Below are 23,687 nucleotides of genomic sequence, written 5' to 3' on the forward strand. Positions count from 1 at the left end.
ACTCCGCGCCGAGCATGGCGCTCACAGCCCTAGCTCCTGCTGCCGCCCCAATTGCCACGACACCGATCCGCCACGGACGATGCCCGAGACCTCGCGACCAAGCCGGCGGTCGATGACCGGCCGCCACGGGACAAGTGTGAACTCGTGGGACTTCTCGACGATCGCGAACTTGCCGCTCGATAGCTGCATGGTCCCAGTGAATGCACCGCTGACGGTCTCGCCATCGGCAGCGGTTCGGAACGGCAGCGCCTTCTTCGCCGCCATTTCTTCGCCAACGCGGGCGACCTCACGCTCTTGCAGCGCGGCGATCAGGTTGCGCCGATAAGCGACGCGGCCGTCGGACTGACGGACAGCATCGCCGTGATCGATCAGTGCCTCGCGCCGGCGCGCCATCGCCTCGCGCACCTGGTTGCCAAATCCTGACGACGACAGGTCGGACACACCCACACCAACCAGCCGCCGGTCGAGCCAGGTCGCGCCGTCCGATCCGATCTGGTGTTCGAGGTCGAGGGTCGAGAGGATACGGATATTGGCGCGGGCATTGCGCCCTGAATCATAGGCAGCAGCCCGCTCCTCGAAATCTGCCGGGATACGCCAATGATCGGCGTCGATCCGCTCGGCGATGCCGGCGCGGCGCAACGCCTCCAGCCGATGGACATGGGCATCAACGAAGCCCTCATAGTCACCGTTCGGCACGCGCCCATCGAACCGCGCCTGTTCCAGATGGCGGCTCGGCCGATAGAGGCCGTCTTCGACCATGCCGGCGATGGCGCGATCGGATGGTCGGCCGGTGCTCTCCGCCGGCCCGATCTCGATGATGCTGCCAATCCTGGCGTCCTCGACGTGCGCCGGGTCGATGCCGGAGACATGATGCGTGCGTCCGTCGATGCCATCGACCACCAGCGTCAGGTTCTCACCCAGTTCGTCGGAGAGATACTTGTCGATGACGCGGCCAAGGACCGGCGTCGCTGGCGCGGCATCGTGAATCTGGAAGCTCATCGGGTCGCGCTCGGTCCCTTCGGCCCGGAGTGCCTTCTGCATGGTGCGGATGATATCGCCGCGCTCGCCCATCTCGCGCAGGGTCGGCTCCAGCCGTTCGCCCAATTCCCAGACGCCGGGCGCATGCTCAGTGGCGAGGCCCATGTCGCCGAGCTTGCCAAGACGGCGCAGGCGCATCGTCCGATCGGACTGGCCGCGCAGGCCGCCCGGCTCTTGACGCAGCTCGATGAAGCGGTCCTCGGCTTCTGCGATCAAAGCCCGGTCGATGCGAGTGAACCGGTCCTGGTCGATCTCCACCATGAGCTTGCGGCGCTGCTCGATCTCGGTGACGGGGCCGAGTTCCAGCGTCGCCAGTTCGCTTGCCCGCTCACGAATGCCATTGGCGAGATAGTCGCCATTGATGACGAGATCCTCGCCGAGCGCATCGCGACCATTGACGATGACATGGACATGCGGATGGCCGGTGTTGTGGTGATTGGCGGCCACCCAATCAAGCTTGGTCCCAAGATCGGCTTCGACCTGCGCCATGAGTTCGCGGGTGTAGCCGTTGAGATCGGCGAGATCGCCGGCATCTTCCGGCGAAACGATGAACCGGAACTGGTGGCGATCATCCTGGCCGCGATCGAGAAACGCCTGGCCATCAGCGCGGTCCTCCGTCGCCGAATAGAGCTGGCCGCGCACACCGTCGCGCGATGTGCCGTCGCGTTGGATATAGCGCAGGTGCGCGGCGGCCTTTCCGCTCTTGCCCGCGCGCCGGACGGAACGGGATTTGACGATGACACGGCGGCTGCCGGGTTGGCGGTGGCTCCAGCCGTTCGACAGGTTGCGGGCGCGCACAAAAGATGCGCCACGCCCTCGCTGCACGCCCCGGCCGGAGGCGACAGTAAGCGTGCCCTTCGCCGCGTGTCCGGGACCGCCGCCCTTCGCGGATCGGCTTCGGCCGGACGTCGCTTGCTGCTGGCGCGTGACCTTCCGCACCTTGCTGAGGAAGCTCTTGGCTTGTCCGCCTTTCCCGCCGCCAGATCGGACGCGGCCCGGCTTCGGCCGGAAGCGATTTTCGTCGTCGTCGCTCATGGCCGTCGATCTGTTCGAAACCGACGATTACGGGCAGGAGTGCCGCGAGAAGCGCAGGAAGTGCTGGCTTTGCCGCGCCTCGCGGCACCATGACGGCCCGAAGACGGTGCCGCCCCAAACAGTGTGCAGACAAGGGCTTGCCCTGCGGATCGGCCCCATAGGGTGCCGTCCGCTTTAATCTTGCCCTCCGCCCTTTGCCCCCTTCGTGCCCCTCCTGCTGATGGATGAGACCGTTGCCAGCCCCATCCGCTGCACACTGAAGTCTCCCGCCGGGCGGACGCGATCACGAGCTTCATGGCTGTTGTCTCGCATCCGCTCGCGCAACGAACAGACCGCCCGACTGCGGCACGATGGCGGACAGGTCGCGCACGGTGACCGCGTTCGGAGTGTCGTCCTTGTGCTCGTCGGTTTGCACGAGAGTGGCCGTCGTCTTGCTCAAAGGCTGCATGACGAAAAGCGGAGCACGGGTCCAGGAGAGCGGACCGGCGGACGCAATCATGACCGCCCTGGTGGTCTGGCTGCCGCTGATGATCGGCGTAAGAGCCGCGACATAAGCACGGGTCTCCGGTGGAAGTGGGCGGCCCTTCAGGGCCTCCTCGTAGCGCCCGGGACCGGCGTTGTAAGCCGCTATCCACTCCGGCGAGCCGTAGCGGTCGAACAACTCGCGGATATAGGCCGCGCCCGCCACGATGTTGTCGTGCGGGTCGTAAGGATCGTCACCCAGACGGTAGCGCACGCGTAGCTCGGCCCAGGTCTCCGGCATGATCTGCATCAGCCCGATCGCCCCTTTTGGCGAGAGGGCACGTGGATCACCGTCACTCTCGGCGCGCATCACCGCGCGAATCCAGGCGGCGGGAAGCTCGAAGCGCTGTGCCGCTTCGGCGATGTGATCACTATCGAGATCGCGCGCAGACGGGTGAGCGACGGGCTTCGTCTGCGCCAGCGCAATCGCCGGGATCGCAACGCCGTAAAGCAAGCCTGAGAGAAGAATGACCGCCATTCGAACAGGCGCGCCTTCTCCACTGCGGCACCAGCCTGCCAGCGTGCTCGCCGCGGTCAAGGGTACGCGCAATGCGCCGATCTTCGATCGCCCTTGACCTCCGCTGCGCGCGCCGGCCGACCGGTCGTCGAGCGGGGCGAAGGGATGAGACGGCTTTTCCGCGAACAAAGGGATGACCGATCGTAATGGGATCGCGCTCGCGCGCAGGCTGACGGGTCGCATGATGTCACTCCCGCTCGCCGCGCTTCGGGGCACGGTTCCAATGCAGCGACCAGGACGCGCCGGCATCATCGTCGCGGAACAGGTTGGCGCGGATCGGCTGCGGCAAGGCCGGGTCATCGATGACGAGCGCGATGTAGTCCCCGGCCCGTTCGCCTGTACGCTTCCAGCCCGCGCCGATCTCCGGCCCTTCCTCGTTGCCGTTGTGGACGCGGTAGTCCGGCGCGTTGTCGGCATCGGACGGTTCAGCCGGAACGATGGTGATCTCGCGGAAGAGCGTGAAGGTGTGGACGCGCCCGACAAAGCCGGTGGTCTCGCGCGTGAACTCGCCAATCTGCGGCATGTGGAACCTCCGTGAGCTGGTAGTGATTGAACTGTGGCGCGGCACTCACCGCGTCGGAGCACGCCAGACGAAGCGGCCATCACCCTCCTCGTCGGTGTAAATCGGCGTCGCCTTGCCGATGACGGCGCGTGCCGGGATCGGGCCGAAGTAGCGGCCATCCAGGCTGTCGGGCACTTCGGGGTTCATCACGAAGAGATCGCCTTGTGCGATCTTCTGGCAACCCTGCCAGACCGGCAGAGGTCGGCCCAATCGGTCGCGATCGAGCGCTTCGCCGAGCGGCACATGATCGACCGTGATAGCGAGCCCGATGCGACAGACCTCTTGCCCCGGCAGAGCCATGACACGCTTCAAGAGTGGCACGCCATGACCGATGTAGCCGCGCTCCACCATGAAGTCGGCGAGCGGCTTGTCGGGCAGGAGCGCGACGAGATCGCCGGTCTCCAGGCTCGGCGTGGGGGCGAGATCGTAGAGGCCGATCGGAACACTCGCGGATGCGTTCCAGACGAGGCGCAGCGGCGTAGGAATGAACGATGCGACGGCAACGCCCATCACGGAGAAGTACGTCACCATGACGTAGCCGAACCGGCTCATGGTTCAGCCCTCTGGCGCAACAGAAACGCCTGATGCTGATCGACGGTGTAGGCACGCGGCTCGTGTCCAACGGTCAAACGGTTGTGGACGTGCCGCCAGTGATCGGGCGACACCTCAGTCGGATCAATGCCGGTCTCCTCGATAGCATCGATGTGCTGAAGGACGCTCTCGACCTTGGGCCAGTCCTCGATTCTGAGCAGCATCTCGCCGCCGGGACGCACGAAGGGCAGCGTCTGGAACGGCTCGCCCGGAGCCACCGCACGCACGATGTCGATGCGCGACGTGATCGTGCCGAAGTCGTTCGACGCCCACCGCACGAAGGCGAAAACGCTGCCGGGTCGATAGAAAAAGACACGCCGACGGCGGTCGAGCACCTGTTCGCGCACCTTGTGGCCGAACCTGATCCAGTTCTCGAGCCGCTTCTCGATGTGCGTCAGTTCGACTTGCGTGAAAGCGTCGGCCGACTGGGTGCGCGGTGCGATACCGACATGTGAACGGGAAGCGGTGGCGCCGGTCATAGGCGATCTCCATCGGTGGTCGGCGGGAATTCATGCGCGAGCAGTTCGCGCAGCATGTCGGCCACGGTGATGCCGCGCTGAAAGGCGACGATCTTGATGCGGCCGCGCAGTTCGGGCGTGATGTCGATGGTCAGCCGCGCGGTGAAGCGCGCCGCCTCGTCGGTGCGCGGCGCGTCGGCTGCCTTGATCCAGGTTTCCGGATCGGCGGGGCGGGCGGCAAAACGGCGACGGACCGGGTGCGCGCTCATGGCAATGCCTTTCCCGTGATCAGCCGTCCGATCTCCGTAGCGAGTGCCGCAATCTCGCGCGCGGCCTGACTGTCGGGATCGATTTCAGAGGCGAGCCGACCGGACTGTGCGGCATCGGCGAAGACGACACGCTGGCCGATGGTTGTCGACAGCACCGGTGGGTCATGATCGGCGAGCGTCTCGGCGGTCTCTCGGGCGATGATGGTGCGCGCGCCGCAGCGGTTGAGCACGAAGCGCGCCGCCAGGGCTGGCCGGTAGATGCGCGCTTCGGCGACGAGCGCCAGCATCTCGGCCGAGGCCCAGCCGTCGAACGGCGATGGCTGCACCGGGATCAGCACAAGGTCGGCGGCCAGCAGCGCGGAACGCATGAGCCCGGCAATGCGTGGCGGCCCGTCGATGACAATGTGATCGGCATCGCGCGCCAGCTCCGGCGCTTCCCGGTGCAAGGTATCGCGCGCCAGGCCGACGACGCCGAACAGCCGGACGCCGTTCTCACGCGCCCGCTGCTGCGACCAATCCAGCGCCGAGCCCTGCGGATCGGCGTCGATCAGGGTGATGCGCTTGCCTCTCCCGGCCCATTCGCCGGCGAGATGCAGCGCCAGCGTCGTCTTGCCGACGCCGCCCTTCTGATTGAGGAGCGCGACGATCATGGCTCCCGCCTTCCGGCGGCACCGGCACCACGGCCGCATTTCCCGCGCGCCAACAAAGAAGAGTTAGATTCTCTGTTAGAGTCTAAGTTAGTGGCCGGATTTCGTGTTTCAGGCCAGAGCGTTAACTGAGGTCCGTGCGCCCGATCTGCCGATAGGCCTGCGCCTGATGTGCCGATACCCTTTGCGCCTGATCTGCCGATGCTGTTCACAGGCTCATCCACAGGCACTGTGAATTGTTGGACGGGCCGTATGCGGAGCAGTTCACGCCGCCCCTCGCGTTCGATCGACAGGCGATATCCAGGCAAGGGCTGACGGAGAGCGATCCGGCGCAGATCGAGCGCGAAATCGGAGATGCGCGCAAGGCTGCCGGATTTGGCGTGGAGATGGGCGATCTCGAACAGCCAGCCGTGTCGCTGATGGCCGGCGTGCTTGCGCGCGACGCGATAGAGCCAGCGCTCGATACCGCCGGTCAGCCGGAAATAGTCCGGGTCGATGGTCAGCACCAGTGAGCGGTCGACGACCCCGTTGTAGAACCACTCGGGCAGGACAAATTCCATGCCCTCGACGCGGCCCTCTCGCGTCGTCATCTCTTCCCATTCGTTGATCCAGGAGAATTGTCGGCGGCGCCATTGCACGCCGTTCCGAATCGTCGTGGCGATGACGGTCGATTGCAGCCGTGCCAGCGAGGCCTTCAGGAGAAGATACTGCTGGTTTCCGGTCGGACGGCCGACACCCCGCAGGAGCTGGTAGGGCGTGAAGCGAAAGAAGCGCGAGGTACGGAGACCATGGTTCTCGGCCGCGACGATCTGCGAGGCGGCCCAGATCAGCACATCGGCGTCCCATATCGTCGCCATGCCGTGTTCGGGCATCCCCAGCACCTGCACCTCGACATCGGCGGCCTTGTAGAGGATCGGCTTGACGCGCGGCGTCTTCGACAACGAGAAGAACGGCCGTTCCATGAGATCGCGCTGATCGCGCGGGCTGGCATCGCCGGTGGCGACCACGAAGGGATCGAGCCGCTGGCGTTCGCTCCCGTGCTTGCCGTCTTGTCGAGAGGAGCCGCTCATTCAGCGCGCTCCCCGCTCGGCAGGCGTCAGAGGACGCGCCGGAAAGACCCGGCCGGCATTCTGGTCCGTGGTGGATTTGCGCGCGCCGATGGCCGTCCAGGCCTGCAGGTCCTCGAGCGCGTAGATCACGCGGCCGCCGATCTTGCGATAGGTCGGGCCAGTGCCGTAGGTGCGGTGCTTCTCCAGCGTCCTGAGCGAGATGCCGAGGAAACGCGCCGCGTCGGGCGTGCGCAGGAAACGCGGCGGCAATCCCGTCTTCGGGTCGAGCATGATCGGGCCTCCGGGGCGGTTCGGATGGCTGCCGATGACGGCAGCGGGTCATGGCGAACCGTGGCGGAGGAACGGCGGCTTGCAGCGTGCCGAAATTAGGGGGTAGCGTTTCCGGCCCCCCGGAGGCGCGAACGAAGACGATCGAACGGCAACGTTCAGCGGGGCGGCAGACGCGCGGGATAGCGCAGCAGATCGCGATATCCGCCATGCACATAGTGGGTGCCGTCAGCAACGAGGCGGCGCGTCCGGTTCTTGCGAGGATCGCTTTCCCAATCGGCTTTGTTGCCACGAAATCCAAGCAGGGCTTCCGCGATCTTTCGATAGCTGGCGCCGTCTGTGCGACCGTCGAGGGCGCGCAAGATCAGGATGTGTCGGTCTCGGGTCTGCGCTGGAAGAGCGTGACGACGCTCGCCGATCGGCCGCCCCATCAGCGTTCGCCAGAAGCGCGACACCGCTTCGGCGCGATGCTCCAGCGAGGCGTCGAGCGGCAGCATAACGAAATAGGCCGTCTTGGTGCCGGACGGCGGATCTGCGAGCCAGAACTGATGGTCCACTCCCGCCGACCGCCAGAGGCCATGCCACTTCCCATCCTCGGTGGCACGAGCGTCGAGACCCGGCAACGTCGGCAGGCTGATCGTCATGCTGGCGGGATCAGAGTCGACGCACGCGGATGGGCGAAGCTCAAAGGCATCAGGCAGCAGCGACGGCATCCAGAATAGCGCAGCCCGGTCGGCGGAGAGAGTCGGGTCTGTCGGGAAATCGCACCCCCCAGCGTTCCGAGAACGCCGTCTGCGCATCGCTGTCGAGGCGTGGCAATCGCCTCACGCGATGAAAGTCGCGGCGATAATCCTCATCGCGACGAAGATACTCCCAGGCAAAGCCGGCGGCAGAAATGCTCTTGGCATGTGCATAAGCGGCCGGCGAGCGCCAATCTGTACTCGGCATGGCGTCACCTCTCGTCCAGCATTTTCGCGTTGCTGGAAAGAGGAAATGTTCGCGATACGAGGCTCACGTTGAAGCTACTGTTGCCCGATATGTTGATCGCGTTGGACGATCAATATTTGAAGATAATTCGGATCGTTTTTGAGGTTCCTTCGCGAGCCGGGCCATGCCCGGCGAGCCGCGTTTCGTCTGCTCAGCGGAAACCCGCCGATCCGCAAAGACGGATCGGCGCGAAATCTGATCCACGCTTCTGCGGAAAGCCGTGAAGCCGGGTTTCCGGCTCCACGGCTTTGCGAGGGTCAGGCGGTCTTCAGCCGCTGCATTCCCTCGGCCAACGTCCACAGGGCGCGGTTCAGCCCGACATTCTGGTCGATACCGTTGATCGGCCGCGTCCGGCTGCGGCGGATGCGTCCATCCGCAGTCTGCCGTCGTCCATCCAGCCCGCCCCGAATGAGGTTTTCCTGAATGACGTTGAAGGTCTGCCACAGGTTTTGCCCGACATCCTCGCGGCGGCGCGGAGCGATGATCTGATCCGGGCGAACCGGGCTTTCCTCCTCGCCATAGCGCGCGACAAGGCTCGCAGCGGCCAACACCTGCTGTTCGTCCCGTGAGAGCCGCGTGTCCTTCATGGTCTCGGTCGCATCGATCAGGCGCGGAAAGTCCTCCGCGACGGTGTAGACGCCTTCGATGATCTGGTTCTGAATGCCCCCCTTGTGGGGCACGCGGACTTCCTCGAACCGCTCACCAGCAATCATGCTGTTGGTGCAGACGAAGCGCAGCATCCCGGCGAACATCTGATAGGCGCTGGTCCCGTCGTGGCTGTTGACGATGATGACTTCCGCCGCCTCGGGTTTGCCGATCCCATCATCCCGGCGCAGGCGTAGCATGTGCTTGGCGTGACCGTGGCGGCTGCCGTCGCGCGGCACCGATTGCACCGCGAAACGGAAACCAGCCCTCCCGGCGCAATCCTTCCACGATCTCGATGGTGGGGACGTAGACGTAACGCTCCGACCGGCTGTCATGCGCTTCGCGGGCGAACACTGAGGGGACGTGACGAAAAAGAGCTTCGTTGTCGAGGGCTTCGCGTCCGCTGATCTGGTGAGAGTTGCGGCCGAACCGGGTGGCGAGATGGTGATACATGATCTGTCTCCCTTGGGGCTGGGTTGGAGCGCAGCGCTGCGCTGCAACCCTGGCCGTCGCCGAGACCGGGGTAGCAAGGTGCAAGGGCGGCCGAGCCGGAGGGGGATCGCCCGGCCTGCACGCAATGAAATGGAGGAAGGCTGGGGATACCGGCCCGGACGAGCGCCAGCGATCCCTTGCACCGCGCGGGGGCGGAGCCCTTAGCCAAGCTCACCTGGCATGAGCAAAGCGGGTGCCTCGCTAAAAGATTGGATCGGGATGCGCGCAGCAACCGAACCTGAAAACCGCGCATCCTGATTTCCGCATTTCCTGAATGGCTGCCGTAGCAAGCGTGACGAAGCCCCGCGTGAGAGCGGGGCTTCGGAGGTGTTCGGCCTCAGTCGCCGTTGCGGCGGGACCAGATGAGGTTGTGAGTTTCGCCGCCCTCGTCCTCGACCAGGCTGGCGTAGATCGGGGCCGGGAAGCTCGGATCGTCCAGCTTGACCGAGAGATAGTCGCGGCCGGTCTCGCGGGCGGTCTTCTTCCACGCCGCGCCGAACTCGGTGGTGCCGGCGAAGATCCGATAGTCCGGGCCGCGCTCGCTGTCGCCCTCGGTGGGAACGAACTTGGCCTTGACGTTGAGGGTTAGGGTCTTGACCGTGCCGGTGATGTCGCCGTTCGCGGTCTTGGTGAAGGTGCCGATGGTCGCCATTGCCGTGTCTCCGTTCTTCGGGCCGCGCCTATCGCGACCTCGATGGTGGTCGTGCGACCGGGGACGATCGGCCCCGCACCCGGAGGGCTGAAACGAAGTGAAAGGCGGCCGGCGACGGCTTTTTTGCCTCGCGATGCAACGCCGAAGGCGGCGGAAAAAAGCTGGCGACGGGCGTTGCGAGAAGACGAGCGAGGCGCAGCCGGTCTTCGGTCAGACCCAATCCATTCGAGGACGCCGTGGGTGTGGCCGACAGAGAAATCCGGAGAATACGACACTGGTGGCGGTCGACCTCCGCAACAGACATGAAACGCTGGCGAACCTCCGGTCTCGTCAACCTTACCCCTGATCCTCAATGGCAAGGCTCGGCCATCGTCCACGGGGGACACGGGTGCTTCCCGATCTTTGTCTCCTTCGCAGCGCCGACATTGGCCGGCCGGAGACGATTGTCCGCCGAGCAGCGTGACTTCTCTCACGAACTGGCGACATGCCCTCACTTCCGGCCCGGGCGGGAAAGTCGGCCAGCTCTTCGGCGTCGCCGCGGGCGTGTTCGAACTCACCAAGATCGGCTCGCAGGCCTGGACGGTCGGCGCGCTCGTCTACTGGGACGATACCAACAAGCGCTGCACGACGGTTGTGACCGCCAACCTTCTGATCGGCGTCGCGGCGGCGGTCGCAGGCGGCGCGGGCAATCCACCGGCCGCGTTCGGCTCATTGCCTCGTTCCGGGCGAATGATCCGTGACGGACGCATTTTTGCTTCGACCATCGATGCGCTCTTCGCCGATCCCAATATCGGCGAGGACGCGCTGTGGAAGGCGGCAGCGTTGGCGCTGGCGTCGCCGTCCGCAAGTCGACCGACCGCATGGCGAAGTTCGGGGACAGCCGCGCCGTGTTGCCTACCGTCGGTATCGATATCCGCCGCTCGCAGGCCGCAACGATCACCGAGGGTGATCTGATCCTGATCGGCGCCGAGACGCTCAAGATCATCGGCGAACCGATGGGCGATGCGCTTGGATTGGTATTGCAATGCGAAGCAGCTAAATAAGCCTGACAGTGATCGAATTGCGAGGGAGCTTGTATGGCTACGAAGAAGAAAACGAATGTGCCTGGCGCAATTCTGGACAACAGAGTCCGAGAACAAATCGAACTTGAGGTCATATCCAGTGAGGCAAGGCTTCGTCTTACTCGCGTGCTTCGCCAGTCGGTCAGAACCAGTCACGGAGAAGATTCCCACCAGATCGAGTTGATTCGTATTAATCGGATCGTAAATCTGGCAAACACCGCCCTAGGCAGACCAATTTATACGCTTGAGCTTGGTGATTGGGATTATGAACCGGCTGAGTATGCATGGCACAATGGCGAGTTAGAACTTGTAATGAGACGGCCAGATACCGCTCAATTGGTAGAGATATTGGTCGATCTAGCAGATGCCGGATGCATTAGGGTCGGAGACGTAAATGCAATCTTGAAAGCCGATAGCAGTGGAATACGATTCAGCGAGGGCGATGACGGGACCGAAGTCGAACTGACAGACGTTGCCGATCTGCCAGAGGCTCCGCTGGCCACAGGCGAACATGCAAACGTTAGGAAGCTCGTCGAGCGCATGGATCGCGCAATGCAGGATCGGGACTGGTCACTTGTGCTGCATACAGGCGCGTCAATATTTGAGACGGTAGCCAAACAGGTCGTTCCCAACCCCAATGTCCAAAATCAGAGTTTAGGAAGCTGGTTCAGTCTTTATCGGAACCACTCGAAGCTCGCGACTCCACTTTTGGATACGATCGAGGGTATTTTCAAGCGGCGAAATATTGAGCCGCTTGCCGGTCATGGGTCCGCATCTGATCCCTCCATCACCGAGGAGGAGGCCGTTCAAGTTCGTGAACTTACGATAGCCTTCGTTCGATTGGAGAGAACGTTGGCAACCGTTACGGCAACCCGCCCTGCAACCGCCAAGAAAAAGCAGGGAACGCCCTGATACTCATCGTCACGACATCGGCCGTGTTATGCGCTTCACCATCCAACGGCCCGATCTCGGCAAAGCCCTTGCTGAAACCGAGAAGGATATCGAACGAGCGGTCACCTCGGGGATGCGCGACGCTGCCGACGGCCTGAAGCAGGATCTCCGCGAAGATGTCATCGCGGCCGGGCTCGGTGAACGGCTGTATCGGACATGGCGGGGAAAGACCTTCCCCGAGTTGGGCGAGAGCGCCGAAGCCGCAGCCTGTGTCTGGTCGCGCGCGCCGAAGATCTCCATAACCCTGATGACGATTGCCGTCATCGGACAGTCGAGGTCAACCGGTCGCGCGGTGAACGCCGCGCGACCGGAATTTTGTGTTGGACGGGGAGGAGGCCGGGACCGCTCGCACGATCCCGGCTCGTCCTCACTCGGCAGCTTGCACAAAAGCTTCGGCATCCGACTCCGTGTCTCGCGACACAGGCCGCGCGGTGCGCAGTACGGTCGGCAGCCAGCCGGTTCCAGCGAGAAGCTGTTCGGCAGCCTGCGCCATCTCTGACTTCTTCAAACCCGCGATCCGCTCGGCGGCGTCATGGCCGACCGCTTCCCGCACGGCGGCGAGAATGTGCGCCTTGGTCACGCGACCGAGATAGCTCTGCACGGTCGGGGTCCAGTGTGCCGCCATGTCCAGCGTCACCGCACTCGCCAGCTTTTCCGCCGTCGCGCGGGCATTGGGCTTCTGCTCCCACGGTAACCTGACTGCGTTGACGGTCAGCGCGGCGCAATGGGCGAGCAAGGCCATGACGCTCGCATTGTCCAGACCGGTGATGAAATCCCACAGGTCCGCCACATCGCGCGGCATGTCCGACGCCCACCCAGCGTGACGATCCGCCAGCGCCTTCGCGGCGGGCATATCCTCGATCCCGTCCGCGTGGGAGGCGAGAGAAGCGCTGGTCAACCGGACTTCGAGGCAAGAGGCTTCCTCGCCACGATAGAAGGTCTGCGCCGCCAGCGCATGGACTACAGCGACAAGCGCCATATCCGGCTGCTCGCCAAGGGCGAGGCGCAGACCCAGGGTGCGATGGGCGGTCAGGTCGCGGATGAGAAGCTCCGATAGCGGCTTCCCCGCATCCTCGGCTTCCTCGTCCTCCGGCTGCGGTTCGGCGTCCTCGCCGTTCCCCTCGTCCCCGATGATTTCGCCATCTTCCGTGATGGTCGCCCCCTCCACGTCCGTCGATTTCGGGGCCTCGTCTTCGGCGCGGATGAAGCCGCGTTCGATACGGGCCGTACCGTCGTGGTTCAGAATGACAAACACACCACCGCGCGCGATTTCGTCGGTGTCATAGGCGTGGCGCTTGGCGTCGATCCGCTCGATCTCCGCTTCAAGCTCGCCGAACCGCCGATCCGCCTCATCCGGCAGTTCTTCGTAACCCTCGTATTCCGACGACAGGCGGTCGTAGTCCTGCTGTGCCGCGCCATAGGCTGCAGCGTCTTCCTCCGACAGGTCCACCGGATGCGGATAGCTGCGGCGCATCCCATGCGCGTGGGGGAAGTCGATGTGAACGGAAGCCCACTTCCATCCCTCCGCTGCCTGCACCTCAGCCGCGATCCCTTCCAGCTTGTCGATGACCAGCCTGTCCAGCAGCGTGGCGTCCTCGAAATAGCCGCCTCGATCCTCGGTGAAGAGGTCGCGGATGATGGTGCCGCCCGCCTCGGCATAGGCGTCCGCGCCGACGAAGATCGCGCGCCGGTCGGTCGCCGCGACATTCATCCTGGTGAGGTCGCGCCGGATGGTGGATGGGTCGCGGTTCCACGACAGGTTCTCGTAGACCTGCTCTTGCCGGTCATGATCCTCGGTGATCGCGAAGGCCATGAGCTGGTCCAGCGACAAACCGCCATCCCTATAAACCTGCATCAGCTTGGTACTGACCGCGCCAAGGCGAAGCCGCTGCCGGACGACATGGGCGCTGATACCGAACCGGGCGGCGATTTCCTCCGCGCCCCATCCGCGATTGTCCGCCAGTTCGCGGAACCGCTCGAACTGGTCGGCGGGGTGCATGGCCTCGCGGGTAACATTCTCGTCGAGGCTGATCTCTGTCGCATCGTTCTCGGTATCCAGAACGCAGCGGATCGGCTCCGACTTCTTAATCTGCTTGCGCTTTACGCGCAGCAACTGCGCCAGCCTGCGGCCTTCGCCGATGGTCACGAAATAGCTGCCGGTCGGCTCGCCTTCGGCGTTCGTTTCCGGCTCCACCACCAGATTTTGCAGCATCCCCTTGGCAGCGATGCTCGCCGCCAGCGCCTCGATATGGGCTTCGCTGTGCGGGGTCTTACGGGCGTTGCGGGGCGACTTCTTCAACTTGTTCAGCGGCACGAACAGCACCGCGCCATTCTCGGTAGCGGAGGCTTCGGAAACAGTGGTGGTCGTTTCGATGATGTTGGTCATGGTCTTGATCCTTTGGCTTGGCTTGGGTTGGAGCGCAGCGCTGCGCTGCAACCCTGGCCGTCGCCGAGACCGGGGGGTGCAAGGTGCAAGGGCGGCCGGGCCGGAGGGGGATCACCCGGCCTGCACAAGCGGATCGAACCTATGGGCGGGCGTCTGAAACACGCATCCGCGCGGAAGGCCGGGGAAACCGTCCCGGTCGAGCGTCAGCGATCCCTTGCGCCGCGCCAGGGGGCAGCGCCCCCAAGCAACTGCCCGGCATGAGCCCCAGCGGGTGCCAAGCATGAAAACCGGATCAGGATGTGCAAAGTCGTAGAACCTGAAAGCCGTGCATCCTGATCGCCGTCTTTCCGCCTCCGGACGGATCATGAGCACGACGAAGCGCCCCGCCCAAAGGCGGGGCGCGGTTGTGATCGTCAGTCGGTGACGATCCTGCCGGATTGGCGGGCGCGCCCGGCATACCAACTCAGCGGATGCTCGGCCGTGAAGAAGAGGTCACGTTCGACCGGAAGCCGGAGCCGGCCGCGCACCGAGCGGATTTCGGCAAGACTGACGTAACCGAGTTCAGGTTCGCCAACACCGAGATCGCAGAGGCCGAACAGACGGTCGGGGTCTTCGGGATCGGCTTCGGTGAGAAGCCAGGTGGCACCAGCGTCCGGCATGAAGAGCTTGACGACGGGGCGCGGATCGATGTCCTCACCGGCGGCGCTGCGAGCACCATTGGCGAGAAGCCGAGCATAGAGGTCGTCGGTGAGGAGTGCTGCGGCCATGTCGGCCTCCATTCGATGTCACCCTCCGATCGAGGGCGAGGAGGCGTTCGGCCGGCGCAATCGAGCGGCGCGGTCAGGCCCTACACGGTCTGGTGCGGGCCGGGCTTGACCGTGTCGCGGCGGCGGCCAGCGTTACCCAAGCTCGTTGAGAGGGGAAGATCGAACCGGCCGCGACGAAGCGCTCCTGCGAATGGACTCGTGTTGCTGGTTCACTGCGCTTCGGCTCTGCAGGGCAGCGGTTGCGGATAACGCAGCAAGTTCTCGGCCATGAACGAGACGAAGGCGGACAATTTCGGCGACGGGTGGCGGCTTGCCGGCCACAGAATATGGAACGCACCCACATCGCGGATGTAGTCGTCGAGCGCGCTGACGAGCGTGCCGCGTGAAAGCTGAGTGCGCACGGCGAACTGCGGCAGACAGACGAGGCCAAAGCCTTCCTCGGCCAGGCAGATCTGGGGTTCCAGCGTGCTCGCCACCAGCGTGACCGGCAGAGCCATATCGAGGTCCACCCCGTCGCGCGCGAGCGGCCAGCGCTCAAGCTTGCCGGTCGAGGGATATTTGTGATGCAGGCAGGCGTGGCCGGCGAGATCTTCCGGCACCTTCGGCACACCATGCGCGGCGAAATAGTCCGGCGAGCCGACGATGCGGTGGGAGAAGGCGCCGACGCGGCGCATCATCAGCCGGCTGTCGCGCGCCTCGCCGGTGCGGATCACCGCGTCGAAGCCTTCGTCGATCACATCCACCAACCGGTCGGTGAAGTCGAGATCGAGCTCGATCTCGGGATAGGCGCGCATGAAGGCCATCACCGCCGGCATCATCAGCATGCCGATGAGTGGCAGGCTGACGCGCAGCTTTCCCCGCGGCGCCGCGCGGGTCTGCGACAGTTCGAGTTCCGCCGCCTCGATTTCGCAGAAGATGCGACGGCAGCGGTCGCGGAAGAGTTCACCCTCAGGCGTGAGGGTCAGCGACCGGGTCGAGCGGTGAAACAGGCGGACACCGAGCCGTTCCTCCAGTCGGGCCACCGCCTTGCCTACCGCGGACGCCGAAACGCCGAGCTTGATCGCAGCGGCGGCAAAGCTGCCGGCCTCGGCCGTCTGAACGAAGGCGTTGAGCGCGCCGAGGTGTTCCATTGGCAGCCTTCCGAGATTACGGACTCGCATGTCCGATATAAGCGGAATTTTAGCCTGATTATTCCGCAACGGCGATAGCCCTAATCTCATGGGCATGACAGAGACATGCTCCCACGACGTCCCCGGCCGCGTCCCGCCGACCTCGGCTCCATTCCCGTGGTCGAACCTTTTAGCGCTCGCGATGGCCGGGTTCATCACGATCCTGACCGAGGCGCTTCCGGCCGGTCTGCTGCCGCAGATCGGCGCGAGCCTGAGCGTCTCCGAAGCGCTCGCCGGGCAGCTCGTCACACTCTACGCCATCGGTTCGCTCGCCGCGGCCATTCCCCTGACCACCGCGACGCAAAGCATGCGGCGACGGCCGCTGCTTCTCCTCGCCATCTTCGGATTTGGAGTGGCGAACACGGTGACTGCGCTATCGGATAGCTATGAACTGACGCTCGTCGCCCGGTTCGTCGCCGGTGTTTCCGCCGGACTGCTCTGGGCACTGATCGCCGGCTATGCCGCGCGGATGGTGCCGGAAGGATCGAAGGGACGCGCCATCGCAGTTGCGATGATCGGCACGCCGCTGGCGCTGTCGCTCGGCATTCCGGCAGGAACGTACTTGGGCGCACTGATCGGATGGCGGGCTTCGTTCGGAGTCATGAGCGGCCTGACGCTGATCCTAATTGCCTGGGTGACGATGAAAGTCCCCGACTTCCCGGGACAGACCGAGGACAAGCGGCTTCCGCTCACGCGCGTCTTCGCCTTACCGGGAATCCGGCCGGTTCTATTCGTCACTCTGACTTTCGTGCTCGCGCACAACATCCTCTACACCTACATCGCCCCTTTGCTCGGCAGTGTTGGCGGGGCTATCAGGACCGATCTCACTCTGCTCGTCTTCGGGATTGCCGCGCTGGCCGGGATCTGGATCGTCGGCGTCCTGATCGACCGTCACCTTAGGAGCCTGACGCTGATCAGCATCGTGTCGTTCGGCCTCGCGGCGCTCGCGCTGGGTATCGCCGGTCATGCACCGCTCATCGTCTTGAGCGCCGCAGGGCTCTGGGGCCTCGCCTTTGGCGGCATCGCGACGCTGTTTCAGACTGCCCTCGCCAAGGCGGCCGGAGACATGCACGACCTCGCCCAATCGATGCTCGTCACCGCCTGGAACGCAGCCATCGCCGGCGGCGGCATCATCGGCGGGGTGTTGCTCGATCATTTTGGAGCCGATGCCTTTGCGCCCGTCGCGCTCTTGCTGCTGGCCGCAGCCTTTATCGCCGCACACCGCGCCTGCCGGCACGGATTTCCCATCTCCTTCGCCCCTTGACCCGAAACGGAGCTCCCATGCTCGAACGCCCCCTTCAGACCTCTTCCACCACACTTTCCACGAGACTCGATGCCGTCATCGATGGGGCGATTGCGGCCGAGCGCATTGTCGGCGCCGTCGTCCTGGTGCGCCAGAACGGCCAGCCGGTCTACACCCGTGCCGCTGGCTTGGCGGATCGCGAGGCCGGTTCCCCGATGCGCGATGATGCGCTGTTCCGCCTCGCCTCGGTCTCCAAACTCTTCGTCGCGGCAGCGGCCATGGCGCTGGTCGGGCAAGGCAAGCTCGATCTCGATCGGCCGATCACCGAATGGCTGCCGCACTTCAAACCGCGTTTCGAGGGCGAGCCCGCCGTCCTCTCGCTGCGCCACCTCCTCACCCACACCTCCGGTCTCGGCTATGGCTTTCTGGAGCCGGAAGACGGGCCGCTGCATCGAGCCGGCGTCTCAGATGGCATGGACCGAACCGGCATCACGCTCGCCGAGAACCTCTCCCGCCTCGCCCGAGTGCCGCTGTTGTTTCGACCGGGATCGCGCTTTTCGTATTCGCTCGGCCTCGATGTCGCGGGCGCCTTGATCGAGGCCGCGACGGGGTTGGCGCTGCCGCAGGCGGTGCAAATGTTGGTGACCGAGCCCCTCGGGCTGAACGACACCGGCTTCTCGGTTGCGGACCCGACCCGGCTGGCTGCGGCTTACGCCGACGACACCCCGCGCCCGCGCCGGATGCGCGAGCCCGATTTGGTGCCGTTTCTTCCCGATCTCCCAGGCCTGCGCATGGACCCGTCACGCGCCTTCGACGAGCAGGCCTTTCCGTCCGGCGGCGCCGGCATGACCGGCAGCGCCAGCGACACGATGGAGCTGCTCGAAGCGCTGCGATCGGGCGGCGGGCCGTTGATGCCGCCCGAACACGCGGCTGAAATGGCGCGCGATCAGATTGCCGGCCTCGATATCGAAGGCTCACCCGGCTGGGGCTATGCCCTCGGCTTCTCGATCCTGCGCGATGCGACGGCGGCTGGCGTAACCGAGTCTCCCGGCACTTGGCGCTGGGGCGGCGCCTATGGCCATAGCTGGTTCGTCGATCCCATAAGAGGCCTGACGCTGGTCGCCTTCACCAACACCGCGCTCGAAGGCATGTCGAATGGAGGACGCTTCTCTGCCGACCTCAGCCGGGCACTTTATGCCGCGATCGGACCATAGGGCGGAGCGACCCCTCCGAAAATCTCGCCATTGCCGCCGTTTCCCGCACGCCGACGCCCGATGCCTTCAATCCACGAGCAAGATGCATCACCTTGGTCGCAGTCATTCCACAGCGATCGAAGGCGATCGACATGCGACGCGAACAAGCCATTCCTCACGAAGATAAAGCTCTAGAAGTCGAGACCACGAAGCCTTCCGCCAATGGACCGGCCGAGAACACCTCTAAGCGGTTTCAGCCACCCGCGGACCTGTTCAAGCGCGTGATCCGCCGCCCGGAGCTTCGCAAGATCGTGCCACTCGCGGACACGACGATCTACGAGATGGAACAGCGAGGCGAGTTTCCCAACCGCTTCTTCCTGACCCCGCGCTGCGTCGTGTGGGATTTGGCGGAGGTCGAGATCTGGCTCGACGAACGGCGTCGCGCATCGGAAGCGGACACCTTGCGCAAAGCGCCTGCGCCGGATGTGCGCCAACGGCGCACGCGACCGGTCAAGGCGGCGCTTCGGCGAGTGTGAGTGGCGACGGTGCGAAAGCCTTCCTTCATGTCGGCGGAACTGCTTGAACTCACGATCTGGGAAGCACCAGCGATAAGAACAAGCAATCCCACACTGGCGGTCCTATTCTAGGATCGCTAATCTACCTTCCGAGCAGGGAGAGGGGCCTACATGCCATTCAAGGATATCACTGGAAAGCAGGAAGATGCTTTCATTTCTTCGCTTCGTGCTGGTCAATACAACCTTTTGCTCGGGGCCGGCTTCAGCTTGGATTCCAGGAACGCGAAAGGAAATTTGCCGAGCGGAGACACGCTCCTCGGCGAGCTGGCCGCTGCCACGTCCGCTCGAAAGAGCAGCCTGCAGCGTCTCTATCAGCTGCTCACTCCAGCGCAGGTGAAGGAGCTGATCACCGATAGATTCATTGATACCCAACCGGGCCCTACGGCCAAGCTGATGGCGTCCTTCGTTTGGAGGCGGGTGTTCACCTGGAACGTCGATGATGTACTCGAAAATCTCTATAAGGACGAGCATGCGCTTCAACGCGCTATCCCGAAGCATTTCAGTGATGTCTACACCGACCCTCAGAGCCTCGAGGAGCTCTTCCTCATCCATTTGCATGGCTTTGTGGGCCAGCCCCATAGAGGCTATGTCTTCTCGCGAGACCAGTACGTCAATCAAACCACCAAGGTGAACCCGTGGATGACGGTGCTCACGCAGCGCATGCTGTCGGAACCGGTGATCATCGCCGGCAGCACTCTGGACGAGGTCGATCTCGACCACTATCTGGCCCTGCGTACCGGCGAGAGCGCCCGCGATGATCGGGGCCCATCGATCCTTGTGGAAGCTGACGACCCCATAGCCACCATGCTGTGCGAGCGTCACGGCATGCTGCACTTCGTGGGATATTCGAAGGACTTCTTCGAATACTGCAAATCGGTCCTGCCCAACCCGCCGACCCCCATCGAGCTGATACCGCTGGCAACGCGCCAGCTTCTTCCTGCCGGTGTCAGCAAGTCGACGGCGATGTCGTTCAGCGCCGACTTCGAGCTGGTCCCCGGCGTGACGGCGCCTTCCACCAATTCGCGCTTCATGTACGGTCACTTCCCGAGTTGGGGCGATCTCGAGGCGAACAGAGACATAGCCAGACCTTTAGTGTCCGATGTCGTCGTGGATATCGAGAAACGTCTAGCCGATCCGATACATTATGCTCGGGTACTGATCATTTCGGAGACTTCTGGAGCAGGCAAATCGACTGTCCTGCGTCGCGTTGCCTTCGAACTGGCGAAGCGCGGCGTCAAGACATTGATGTGCTCCGCACTGAGCCGCATCGCAAACACGACCGCCGATGTCATCGACTTGGTCGACGGTCCAGTGGTCGTCGTGATCGACAATCTAGCCGAGCAAGCCACGGCGCTGCCGGACCTGCTCGACCGTCTGGAGAAGCCAGACGTGATCTTCGTCGGCGCCGAGCGCTCCTATAGAATGAACTATATCAAGCAGGTGCTCGCGGGACTGAAGTTCGATTTCATCGGCAAGCTGCCAATGTCCGTGGCACAGGCCCGTCGCTTGATAGAACACTACGCCGACGCCGGGGCGATTGGCGACCATACAGTGATCAAGCGGAAGGACGAGTTCGCCAGCCGAATCCAGGACGATCCGATCGCTGTGGCATGCTGCCGTATCCTGAATGACTTTCGCCCTCTCGATCGTATCGTGGACAGCATAACGGCCGATGCCTCCGAGCCTGCGCTGGCACGGTACCTGGGGGCCTCGCTGGCTCAGCACTGCTTCTACGGTGGCGTCCGCTATGAGATCCTGATCGCGGCCTTTGGGGCCGTTGGAGCCATGGACCAGTTCCAGGCCAGCTATCCTCTGCCGCTCGACTACTATGACGATGCCCGCCGGTTCGTCATTCCGGAGAACGCGACCCTCTCGGACAAGATTTTGGAGCGCTATGCTGCCCGCGATCCCGATCTCACCCTGTCGACTTTCATAAAGCTCGCAGACGAACTGGGCCCATGGGTCAATCGAGATACGATTATCGCCAGAGCGCCCGAGCCGCGGCTGTCAGGCCGCCTCTTCGACTTTGATTCGGTCGTTAGCAAATTTCTCGGCAGCAATGCCGAGGAATTCTATAAACGGGTGAAACCGGCATGGGAGTGGAACTCACGCTACTGGGAGCAGGTAGCTCTGCTGCACCTCGCTAGATACCAGACGTCCAGCAATCCTCAGGAGGCCATGGACTATCTGGAAGATGCTGTCACGCACTCCCGACACGCCGTGTCGGTCGAGCATCATCCGTTCCCTTTGACCACCTTGGGCAAGGTGCTCCTCTGTGAAATGCTGGCGCCAGGCATGAACATGAAAGGGTCGTTCGACGAGGCATTCGAACGGCTGTCTGAGGCCATATCGATCGAAGAGCGCCGACACCGCGTCGCGGCTCAACCATACAGCCTAATCTTCAACGGAGTGATCAACTATCTCCAAACTGGCGGCGACCTTACGCATCAGCAACGTGGACGGCTCAACGAGATTTTGACAAAGGCTGCGTCCAAATTGGCGTCCGATCAGGAAATGCAGCAGCAGGCGGCTACTGTCAGGCGGGCGCTCGGCTGAATTTCGACCTCATGCGTTCGGAGATGTTGGTGCAACTGCAGTTGCAAGACCTGCGCGCTTCAAACCTGCTGCTTGGAGCTCCCGTTCGAACTGCGGGAGGCCATTATCCGGAACCGCGAGAACGAACAAGTCTCCTGCTCTGGTAAGCACAACATATCCGAGAGCCCATCTTCTGTGCCGATGCCGTCCAGAAGTGCGCGAACGTGCAGTTTCTTCGCTACGTAGAGCACGGCAAGGCTCCCCCCTTGTCCACTAAACCGAGGGAGGGTCAGAGTCCGCTTAGCTGAGCATCGGTCCCAAACCCAGAATAGCGGGAGACGGCCAGTTTCTCCCACCGGTGAGATCGAGGCTCAATCGTATTGCCATCCGATTCCATCCGTTCCGGTTCGGCAAGGCGGCTCTAGGGCATAAGAGTCGTAGCGGGCCTTAGATAGCTGCGGCGTAGACATAGTTCCATCTTCATTGTTTCGGCTCGATTTCCGCGTAACATCAGGTGGACTCCGGTCACGACACCGCCTCAGCGCCCATGAACGGCATTGACTGCGGCAACAGCGTCGGCACGCGCTTTTGGCCGTTCACCCAGGCATCGATCATATCGGCCCATTCCTGGAGCATGTGGCGGCGCTGTGGTTCGTATTCCGCCTTGTTGTAGACACCGCGTGACGAGCGTCCATCCTCGTGGGCGAGGCACTTCTCGATCCAGTCGCTGTTGAATCCCATCTCATTCAACAGCGTCGAGCCGGTCCGGCGCAGATCGTGGACCGTGAACGGCTCCAGCGGCAGCCCCTCCTTCTTCGCCCGCACAACGACGGCCGTGGTCACGCGATTGAAGGTCGCGCGCGACATGGGCGCGTCGGCGTCGTAGCGGGACGGCAGCAGATAGCGCGAATTACCGGCGCAGGTCTTCAGGGCGATGAGGATGTCGAGAGACTGTTGCGAGAGATAGACGTTGTGCGCCTTCGACCGCTTCATGCGCTCCTTCGGAATGGTCCAGACGGCGTTCTCGAAATCGACCTCGTCCCAGACGGCATCGGTCAGCTCGCTCTTGCGCACCATCGTGAGCAGGATCAGGCGCAAGCCGAGGCGGATGGTCGGCAGGGTCGGCACGTGCTCGACCTGCTGGAGCATGATCTTGATCTCGGCCGGCGACAGCGCCCGGTCCTTCGGCTGGAAGGTTGCGATCGAAGCTGGCCCCACCTCGTCAGCCGGGTTCGGCACCTTCTCTCCGTGCAGGATGGCGAAGGCGAAGATCTGTTTGACGATGTCGCGGGCGTGGATGGCGGTCGCCGGGGCGCCGCGCTCCTTTACCTTGGCGCAGAGCTGTCGGAGATCGTCCGGCGTCACTTCGGTCAGAAGGCGGTTTTTCCAGGCGGGGAGGATGTCGCGATCGAGGATGGCCTTGCGCATCGAGCGGGTGCTTTCCGCCATGCGCGCTTCCTTAATCCATATGCCGCTCACCGCGCCGAAGCTGCGCTCCATGGCCTTGCGCCGCTTGTCACGCTGCTTCTCGTGGGCAGGGGAAAGCCCCTCCGCCACCAGCTTGCGAGCGGCGATGCAGCGTTCGCGCGCTTCGGCGAGCGTGAGGCCATCGGAGCCGTAGGGGCCGATCGTCAGCGTCTCCCGGCGGCCATTCAGACGGTAGTCGTACCGGAAGGTGATTTGGCCTGTCGTGGCGACGGAAACGTACATACCGTCACGGTCAGCCACCTTGTACAATTTATCCTTTGGTTTCAGCCTCTTGATGGCCATATCAGTGAGCATGGGAACGGCCTCGTTGACGATCGAAAACGCCTTTTTCAAGGTCAATTTTACCGTCAAATCTGATACCGTCAATCGATGAGAATAATCATTGTATATCAGTCTATTAGCCTGAGTTTTAACGGATCACTTCGGTTTTTTGCCTGACGGTAGGGTGAAAATCTGGCGGAACGCAAAAAACGCATACCGTCGCACACACCGTCAGAACCCGTCGCTTAAGGGCGATAGGCTCCGATAGTGAATGCTTGATTTTTTGTTTCAGTTCAGCTAGTTATG

General features: G+C 63.5%; 22 protein-coding genes and 3 pseudogenes. 8 read left to right on the forward strand and 17 right to left on the reverse strand.

All coding sequences use genetic code 11. The features are described 5' to 3' along the window. Positions 1 to 21: 21 nt before the first annotated feature. The 13 genes and pseudogenes from DB459_RS24360 to DB459_RS24420 form a co-directional block, all read right to left on the reverse strand. Positions 22 to 2,073, reverse strand: a complete 2,052-nt coding sequence (locus DB459_RS24360) for a relaxase/mobilization nuclease domain-containing protein (RefSeq protein WP_253709043.1) — start codon at positions 2,071 to 2,073, stop codon at positions 22 to 24. Between the two features lie 292 nt (positions 2,074 to 2,365). Continuing rightward, positions 2,366 to 3,295, reverse strand: coding sequence for a lytic transglycosylase domain-containing protein (locus tag DB459_RS24365; protein ID WP_253709046.1), 930 nt, complete (start codon positions 3,293 to 3,295; stop codon positions 2,366 to 2,368). Between the two features lie 4 nt (positions 3,296 to 3,299). Then, complete coding sequence (locus DB459_RS24370) at positions 3,300 to 3,635, reverse strand: DUF736 domain-containing protein (RefSeq protein ID WP_253709049.1); 336 nt, start codon at positions 3,633 to 3,635, stop codon at positions 3,300 to 3,302. Between the two features lie 45 nt (positions 3,636 to 3,680). After that, positions 3,681 to 4,226: a S26 family signal peptidase gene (locus tag DB459_RS24375; RefSeq protein WP_253709052.1), complete on the reverse strand. Its 546-nt coding sequence runs from the start codon at positions 4,224 to 4,226 to the stop codon at positions 3,681 to 3,683. Next, positions 4,223 to 4,744, reverse strand: a complete 522-nt coding sequence (locus tag DB459_RS24380; protein WP_253709055.1) for a DUF2840 domain-containing protein — start codon at positions 4,742 to 4,744, stop codon at positions 4,223 to 4,225. The genes DB459_RS24375 and DB459_RS24380 overlap by 4 nt, the downstream gene beginning before the upstream one ends. Further along, positions 4,741 to 4,992 (reverse strand): hypothetical protein, encoded by a 252-nt coding sequence (locus DB459_RS24385; RefSeq protein WP_253709058.1) that lies wholly within the window; start codon positions 4,990 to 4,992, stop codon positions 4,741 to 4,743. Before DB459_RS24385 ends, DB459_RS24380 begins: the two co-directional genes overlap by 4 nt. Beyond that, positions 4,989 to 5,642 carry a ParA family partition ATPase gene (parA, locus tag DB459_RS24390; protein WP_253709061.1) on the reverse strand — a complete coding sequence of 218 codons (654 nt, stop codon included), beginning with the start codon at positions 5,640 to 5,642 and terminating at the stop codon, positions 4,989 to 4,991. Before parA ends, DB459_RS24385 begins: the two co-directional genes overlap by 4 nt. Beyond that, complete coding sequence (locus tag DB459_RS24395; protein ID WP_253709064.1) at positions 5,639 to 6,709, reverse strand: replication initiator protein A; 1,071 nt, start codon at positions 6,707 to 6,709, stop codon at positions 5,639 to 5,641. The genes parA and DB459_RS24395 overlap by 4 nt, the downstream gene beginning before the upstream one ends. Beyond that, positions 6,710 to 6,979, reverse strand: coding sequence for an AlpA family transcriptional regulator (locus DB459_RS24400; RefSeq protein ID WP_073625759.1), 270 nt, complete (start codon positions 6,977 to 6,979; stop codon positions 6,710 to 6,712). Positions 6,980 to 7,134: 155 nt separating this feature from the next. Then, a complete protein-coding gene (locus DB459_RS24405; protein WP_253709066.1) occupies positions 7,135 to 7,689 on the reverse strand; it encodes a DUF2285 domain-containing protein in 555 nt (184 codons plus the stop codon). Further along, positions 7,670 to 7,924, reverse strand: coding sequence for a transcriptional regulator domain-containing protein (locus DB459_RS24410; RefSeq protein ID WP_253709070.1), 255 nt, complete (start codon positions 7,922 to 7,924; stop codon positions 7,670 to 7,672). Before DB459_RS24410 ends, DB459_RS24405 begins: the two co-directional genes overlap by 20 nt. A gap of 296 nt (positions 7,925 to 8,220) precedes the next feature. Continuing rightward, positions 8,221 to 9,061, reverse strand: a pseudogene (locus DB459_RS24415) (DUF932 domain-containing protein). A 376-nt stretch (positions 9,062 to 9,437) separates the two neighbouring features. Further along, a complete protein-coding gene (locus tag DB459_RS24420; protein ID WP_253709073.1) occupies positions 9,438 to 9,752 on the reverse strand; it encodes a DUF736 domain-containing protein in 315 nt (104 codons plus the stop codon). Positions 9,753 to 10,295: 543 nt separating this feature from the next. Between DB459_RS24420 and DB459_RS24425 the strand changes: the two are divergent. From DB459_RS24425 to DB459_RS24440, 4 genes and pseudogenes are all read left to right on the forward strand, one after another. Further along, a pseudogene (locus tag DB459_RS24425) lies at positions 10,296 to 10,379 on the forward strand (DUF2190 family protein); the annotation flags it as partial. A 179-nt stretch (positions 10,380 to 10,558) separates the two neighbouring features. Continuing rightward, positions 10,559 to 10,795 carry a hypothetical protein gene (locus DB459_RS24430; RefSeq protein ID WP_253713757.1) on the forward strand — a complete coding sequence of 79 codons (237 nt, stop codon included), beginning with the start codon at positions 10,559 to 10,561 and terminating at the stop codon, positions 10,793 to 10,795. Between the two features lie 33 nt (positions 10,796 to 10,828). Beyond that, a complete protein-coding gene (locus DB459_RS24435; RefSeq protein ID WP_253709075.1) occupies positions 10,829 to 11,725 on the forward strand; it encodes a hypothetical protein in 897 nt (298 codons plus the stop codon). 28 nt (positions 11,726 to 11,753) lie between these two features. Then, a pseudogene (locus tag DB459_RS24440) lies at positions 11,754 to 11,942 on the forward strand (DUF6441 family protein); the annotation flags it as partial. A 189-nt stretch (positions 11,943 to 12,131) separates the two neighbouring features. On the opposite strand, the gene DB459_RS24445 reads toward DB459_RS24440, so the two are convergent. The 3 genes from DB459_RS24445 to DB459_RS24455 form a co-directional block, all read right to left on the reverse strand. Next, positions 12,132 to 14,150, reverse strand: coding sequence for a ParB/Srx family N-terminal domain-containing protein (locus tag DB459_RS24445; RefSeq protein WP_253709078.1), 2,019 nt, complete (start codon positions 14,148 to 14,150; stop codon positions 12,132 to 12,134). Positions 14,151 to 14,563: 413 nt separating this feature from the next. Then, entirely contained in the window at positions 14,564 to 14,917 is a 354-nt protein-coding gene (locus DB459_RS24450; RefSeq protein ID WP_253713686.1) for a DUF2958 domain-containing protein, read from the reverse strand. A gap of 209 nt (positions 14,918 to 15,126) precedes the next feature. After that, entirely contained in the window at positions 15,127 to 16,047 is a 921-nt protein-coding gene (locus DB459_RS24455) for a LysR substrate-binding domain-containing protein (RefSeq protein WP_253713687.1), read from the reverse strand. A gap of 181 nt (positions 16,048 to 16,228) precedes the next feature. Here DB459_RS24455 and DB459_RS24460 point away from each other — a divergent pair, with 181 nt between their 5' ends. The 4 genes from DB459_RS24460 to DB459_RS24475 all read left to right on the forward strand — a co-directional run bounded on the left by DB459_RS24460 (position 16,229) and on the right by DB459_RS24475 (position 21,653). Beyond that, positions 16,229 to 17,350 carry an MFS transporter gene (locus DB459_RS24460; RefSeq protein ID WP_253709081.1) on the forward strand — a complete coding sequence of 374 codons (1,122 nt, stop codon included), beginning with the start codon at positions 16,229 to 16,231 and terminating at the stop codon, positions 17,348 to 17,350. 17 nt (positions 17,351 to 17,367) lie between these two features. Beyond that, positions 17,368 to 18,543, forward strand: coding sequence for a serine hydrolase (locus DB459_RS24465; RefSeq protein WP_253709084.1), 1,176 nt, complete (start codon positions 17,368 to 17,370; stop codon positions 18,541 to 18,543). 248 nt (positions 18,544 to 18,791) lie between these two features. After that, the gene (locus DB459_RS24470) at positions 18,792 to 19,058 is read left to right on the forward strand and encodes an AlpA family transcriptional regulator (protein WP_253713688.1); all 267 of its coding nucleotides are present in this window, start codon (positions 18,792 to 18,794) and stop codon (positions 19,056 to 19,058) included. Between the two features lie 150 nt (positions 19,059 to 19,208). Further along, the gene (locus DB459_RS24475; RefSeq protein WP_253709086.1) at positions 19,209 to 21,653 is read left to right on the forward strand and encodes an SIR2 family protein; all 2,445 of its coding nucleotides are present in this window, start codon (positions 19,209 to 19,211) and stop codon (positions 21,651 to 21,653) included. Between the two features lie 504 nt (positions 21,654 to 22,157). On the opposite strand, the gene DB459_RS24480 is transcribed toward DB459_RS24475, so the two are convergent. Beyond that, a complete protein-coding gene (locus DB459_RS24480) occupies positions 22,158 to 23,414 on the reverse strand; it encodes a tyrosine-type recombinase/integrase (protein ID WP_253709090.1) in 1,257 nt (418 codons plus the stop codon). Positions 23,415 to 23,687: the final 273 nt, after the last annotated feature.

Origin of the sequence: Bradyrhizobium sp. WD16, assembly GCF_024181725.1 — a bacterium.
GTDB lineage: Bacteria > Pseudomonadota > Alphaproteobacteria > Rhizobiales > Xanthobacteraceae > Bradyrhizobium_A.